Source organism: Kitasatospora sp. UYEF31, from assembly GCF_057291755.1.
This window is the reverse complement of the sequence record NZ_JBXAWK010000121.1, coordinates 1-4,313: the sequence shown is the minus strand read 5'-3', so window position 1 is coordinate 4,313 and position 4,313 is coordinate 1. Positions and strand designations below refer to the sequence as shown.

The window sequence follows — 4,313 nt, the reverse complement described above, 5'->3', positions numbered from 1 at the left end:
CAGGCGCCGAGCGACGACTGAGCGAAGCGAAGACGGCGGGAGGAAAACGCCTGCGCTTGGAGCCCGGAATCAGCACAGCCCGCGCTTGGAGCCCGAAATCAGCACAGCCCGCGCTTGGAGCCCGGCTTAAGACCGCGCAGCCAGGATCGCGTCGTGGACCATCCGCACCAGCGCCTCGTCGGCGTCGCGGCGGCCGAACTCGGACGCGGCCTTGCCCATGTCGTGCAGGCGGCGCGGGTCGGTCAGCACCGGGAGGACGTTGTTGATGATCCACTCGGGTGTCAGGTCGGCGTCGTCGATCAGCAGGCCGCCGCCGGCCTTGACCACCGGCTGGGCGTTGAGCCGCTGCTCGCCGTTGCCGATGGGCAGCGGGACGTACGCGGCGGGCAGGCCCACGGCCGCGAGTTCGGCGCAGGTCATCGCGCCGGAACGGCACAGCGTGAGGTCGGCCGCGGCGTACGCCAGGTCCATCCGGTCCACGTAGGGCAGGACGATGTAGGGGGCCCCGCCGGGCGGGGCGGTGATCCGCAGTTCGTTCTTCGGGCCGGCCGCGTGCAGCACCTGCACACCGGCGGCGAGCAGCCGCTGGGCGGTGGCGGCCATGGTCTCGTTGAGGCGCTGCGCGCCCTGCGACCCGCCGAACACCAGGAGCGTGGGGCGGTCGGGGTCAAGGCCGAAGGCGGCCCTGGCCTCGTAGCGGACGGCGGCGCGGTCCAGCGTGGAGATCGAACGCCGCAGCGGGATGCCGACGTACTGCGCGTTGCGCAGCTTGCTGTCGGGGGTGCTGGCGGCCACGAAGCGGGTGTAGCGCGCGCCGACCTTGTTTGCCAGCCCGGGCCGGGCGTTGGCCTCGTGCACGACGATCGGCACGCCGCAGCGCTTGGCGGCGAGGTAGCCGGGGAGCGCGACGTAGCCGCCGAAGCCGACGAGGACGTCGGCACGGGTGCGCTCCAGGACGTCGGCGGCGGCGCGGATGGTGCCGCGCAGCCGGCCGGGGACGGTCATGAGTTCAGCGGAGGGCTTGCGCGGCAGCGGCACGGCCGGGATCAGCGCGAGCTCGTAGCCCCGGGCCGGCACCAGCGTGGTCTCCAGGCCCTTGACGGTGCCCAGGCATGTGATGCCGACGTCGGGGTGGGCGCGGCGGAGCGCGTCCGCCAGAGCCAGTGCCGGCTCGATATGACCGGCGGTACCCCCGCCTGCGAGGACGACATGCACCCGGATCACCCATCTCTGCGCGGCAGGAGCCGCGCGAACACTCTGCGGACCACCCCCGGACCACGTCGTGCCATGGCTCTTGCTGTGTCCGGGTCGCTTTTGGCGAAGGACAGCAGCATGCCCAGGGCGAACATGGTCGGCAGGAGGGCGGATCCTCCGTAGGACAGCAATGGCAACGGCACGCCGGCGATCGGCAGGAGGCCGAGCACCGCACCGATGTTGATCATGGCTTGGGCCGAGATCCACGCGGTGGCGCCGCCCGCGGCAAGTCTGATGAAGGGATCCTTCGTCCGGCTTGCGATGCGGATACCGGCATAGCCTAGGGCCGCGAAGAGGGTGAGTACGGACAGCGTCCCCACCAGACCCAGTTCTTCACCGATCACGGCGAAGATGAAGTCGGTGTGCGCCTCCGGCAAAGTGCCCCATTTTTCATAGCTCGTCCCGATTCCACTGCCGAAGAATCCACCGGTGGACAGCGCGTAGATGCCGTGGGCCGCCTGTTGGGTCTTGCCCTGGGGGTCGGAGAACGGATCAAGGAAGTTCATAAACCGCTCGGCCCGGTGCGGTTTGGTGACGATCGCGAACGTCGCGACCACCGTGGTGGCCGCCAGGGCGACGGTGAACAGGCGGCCCGGAGCCCCGGCGATCCACAGCAGGGCGAAGACCAGGGCCACGATGATCATCGCGGTGCCCATGTCGCCGCCGGCCATCACCAGGGTCAGGACCAGCACCGCGACCGGCAGCAGCGGGACGAACAGGTGCCGCCACTGGCTGAGCAGCCGGCGCTTGCGGGTCAGGACGTCCGCGCCCCACAGGACCAGGGCCAGCTTGGCGAACTCGGAGGGCTGGATCTGGAACGGGCCGCCCAGGGAGATCCAGTTGCGGTTGCCGTTCACCTCCACGCCGATGCCCGGCACCATGACCACGCACAGCAGACCGACGCAGGCCAGAAGCAGGGGCGCGGCCAGGACCCGGTAGGCGCGCAGCGGCAGCCACGCGCCGATCCACATCAGCGGCAGACCCAGGCCCACCGCGATCGCCTGCTTGATGAAGATCGTGTCGAAGCTGCCGTAGAGGATCCGGGAGACCACCTGGGAGGCGGACAGCACCATCACCAGGCCCAGGACGCAGAGCATGAGACCGGCCCCGAGGATCAGGTAGTACGGGGTCAGCGGGCTGCTGAAGGCCCGCAGGGTGCGGAACTCCGGGATCCGCCACCGGGCGGCCTGCGCGGGAAGCCAGGGGACCCCCGTCTTCGCCGGGTTCTTCCCCGCCACGGCGGTCCCGGCCGCACGCGCGGCGGGCCGGGCGACGGCCGGGCGCGGAACGCCCGGCAGCGCGGTGGGCTGCTGCCCGGACCGCTCGGGCTGCCCGGCGGGTTTGGATGTCCTGCTGCTTGAGGCGCCCGCCACAGAGACGACCCTTCCGTCAGTTCCGGCTGGCGGTCAGCCGGTGGACGGCGGCGGCGAAAGCGTTTCCGCGGGCGCTGTAGTTGGCGAACATGTCCATCGAGGCGCATGCCGGTGCCAGCAGCACAGTGTCCCCCGGACGGGCCAGTCCCGAAGCTTCGCCGACCACCCGGTCCATCGCTCCAGTGTCCGTGTCGGCGACCTCGACCACCGGGACCTCCGGGGCGTGTCGCGCCAGTGCGTCGCGGATCACCGCCCGGTCGGCGCCCATGAGGACGACCGCCCGCAGGTGCTTCGCGGCACCGGCGACCAGGCCGTCGAAGGACGCGCCCTTGGCCAGGCCCCCGGCGATCCAGACGACGCTGTCGAACGAGGCCAGGGACGCGGCGGCGGCGTGTCCGTTCGTCGCCTTGGAGTCGTCGACGTACGTGACGTCGCCCGAGACTGCGACCGTCGCGATGCGGTGCGCGTCCGGGGTGAAGGCCCGCAAGCCCCTGCGTACAGCCCCCGTCGACACTCCATGGGCGCGGGCCAGCGCGGCGGCGGCCAGGGCGTTGGCGATGTTGTGCGGCACCGGTGGCTTGACGTCGTTCACCGAGCCGAGCTCGGCCGCGTTCTTCTGCCGGTCGGCGACGAAGGCGCGGTCCACGAGCAGGCCGTCGACCACACCGAAGTTGGACGGGCCCGGGGCACCCAGGCCGAAGCCGACCGCCCGGCAGCCGTCGACCACGTCGGCGTCCATGACGAGCCGTTCGGTGGCCGGATCGCTGCGGTTGTAGACGCAGGCGGTCCGGCAGCCGTCGAGGATCCGGCCCTTGGCCGCCGTGTAGGCCTCTTCGGAGCCGTGCCAGTCGAGGTGGTCGGGGGCCACGTTGAGCACGGCGGCGGCCTGCATGCTGATCGCGTCGCGGCCGTCCGTCTCGTTCCACGGCGTGGTCCAGTGCAGCTGGAAACTCGAAAGTTCCAGAGCGAGGACGTCGTACGGAGGGTCGGCCAGGACGGCGTCGAGCACCGGGGTGCCGACGTTGCCGACGGCGACCGCCCGCTCGCCGGCGGCGGTCAGGATGCTCTCCAACATCTTCACCGTGGTGGTCTTGCCGTTGGTGCCGGTGATGCCCAGCCAGGGTGCCGCGGAGGTGTCGTCGGCGTCCGCCCGGCGCAGCCGCCAGGCCAGTTCGACGTCACCCCACACAGGGACCCCGGCCCTGTCCGCCGCGGCGAACAGGGGCGCGGACGGCCGCCAGCCGGGCGACGTGACGACCAGGTGCACACCGGCGGGCAGGGTCTCCGCGTCGCCGAGGCGTACGGTCGCGCCCAGTTCCTCAAGGGCCGCGGCACGGCCGGCCGCGGCCTCGTCGGCCGCCCCGTCCACCACCGTGACGTCGGCGCCGAGGCCGCGCAGCGCGCGGACCACGGAGGCCCCGGTGACGCCGGTGCCGGCGACGCAGACGCGCAGTGCGGCCCAATCGGCGGCTCTGTGCTGATACCGGGCTCCAAGCGCGGACGTCTTCCTCCGGTCCCCGTCGCTGGCGCTCCGGGGCCCGTCGGCGTCCGCGCGTCGCCCGGAAAAGCCGCGTCCTGCGGACGCGCTCCGGGACGCTTCGCGCCCGTCGCCTCGTGCGGGTGCCGCTTCGGACGCTTCGCGCCCGTCGCCTCGTGCGGGTGCCGCTTCGGACGCTTCGCGCCCGT

At 72.2% G+C, this 4,313-nt stretch carries 3 protein-coding genes; all 3 read right to left on the bottom strand.

Features of this window, described 5'->3' with window-relative positions; translation table 11 throughout:
• Positions 1-126 precede the first annotated feature (126 nt).
• The 3 genes from murG to murD are packed head-to-tail and all read right to left on the bottom strand — an operon-like array spanning position 127 to position 4,080.
• Positions 127-1,215, bottom strand: coding sequence for an undecaprenyldiphospho-muramoylpentapeptide beta-N-acetylglucosaminyltransferase (murG, locus tag AC0Z36_RS29235; protein ID WP_485466100.1), 1,089 nt, complete (start codon positions 1,213-1,215; stop codon positions 127-129).
• A gap of 5 nt (positions 1,216-1,220) precedes the next feature.
• The gene (gene ftsW, locus AC0Z36_RS29230; protein WP_485466099.1) at positions 1,221-2,627 is read right to left on the bottom strand and encodes a putative lipid II flippase FtsW; all 1,407 of its coding nucleotides are present in this window, start codon (positions 2,625-2,627) and stop codon (positions 1,221-1,223) included.
• Between the two features lie 16 nt (positions 2,628-2,643).
• The gene (gene murD, locus AC0Z36_RS29225) at positions 2,644-4,080 is read right to left on the bottom strand and encodes a UDP-N-acetylmuramoyl-L-alanine--D-glutamate ligase (protein WP_485466101.1); all 1,437 of its coding nucleotides are present in this window, start codon (positions 4,078-4,080) and stop codon (positions 2,644-2,646) included.
• Between the last annotated feature and the right edge of the window lie 233 nt (positions 4,081-4,313).